This window comes from Streptomyces shenzhenensis, assembly GCF_021462265.1.
Classification (GTDB): Bacteria; Actinomycetota; Actinomycetes; order Streptomycetales; family Streptomycetaceae; genus Streptomyces; species Streptomyces shenzhenensis.
On record NZ_JAJONF010000200.1, the window covers coordinates 1 to 483 of the forward strand.

The following is a 483-nucleotide window of genomic DNA, read 5'->3' on the forward strand; positions in this document are numbered from 1 at the left end:
CCAGCGGGCACGATGCCACATCGGAGACCGCATGCACGCTGACCGCGACCTGGCAGTTGGCCTGTTTGCCCAGCGCACCGCAGTACTGGGGAGCGACCCCGACCGACATCCTGCCGTCCTTGGGGGAACGACACGTCATCGATCGCCCAGGCGTCAGGGCCGATCTGCGGCACCATCCGCTCGGCGATCCGCCGGCGCACCGGCACCGGATCCCACGTGGACTGGTTCACGAACTGCTGCAGGTTCTGCTCGTTGCCGTCCGGCAGCCGCGAGGCCATCGCCTGGATGGACTTTCGGCGACCGTCCATCATCAGTCCCCGCAGATAGCAGTCGCCCTTGGCCCGCTGGTCCTTCCGCGGCACCGAGGCGAACACATCCGCCACGAATAACGCCAACATCGCCCGAACACGGTTCACTTCATGTGCGTCCACACACTCACCGTGCCCCCGAGCAAGGTCAACACACAGACCTAACGGAGTCCTA

The 483-nt window shown here is 65.6% G+C and carries 1 pseudogene; it reads right to left on the reverse strand.

The features are described from left to right. Positions 1-431 (reverse strand): annotated as a pseudogene (locus tag LQ326_RS47450) (IS701 family transposase); the annotation flags it as partial. Between the last annotated feature and the right edge of the window lie 52 nt (positions 432-483).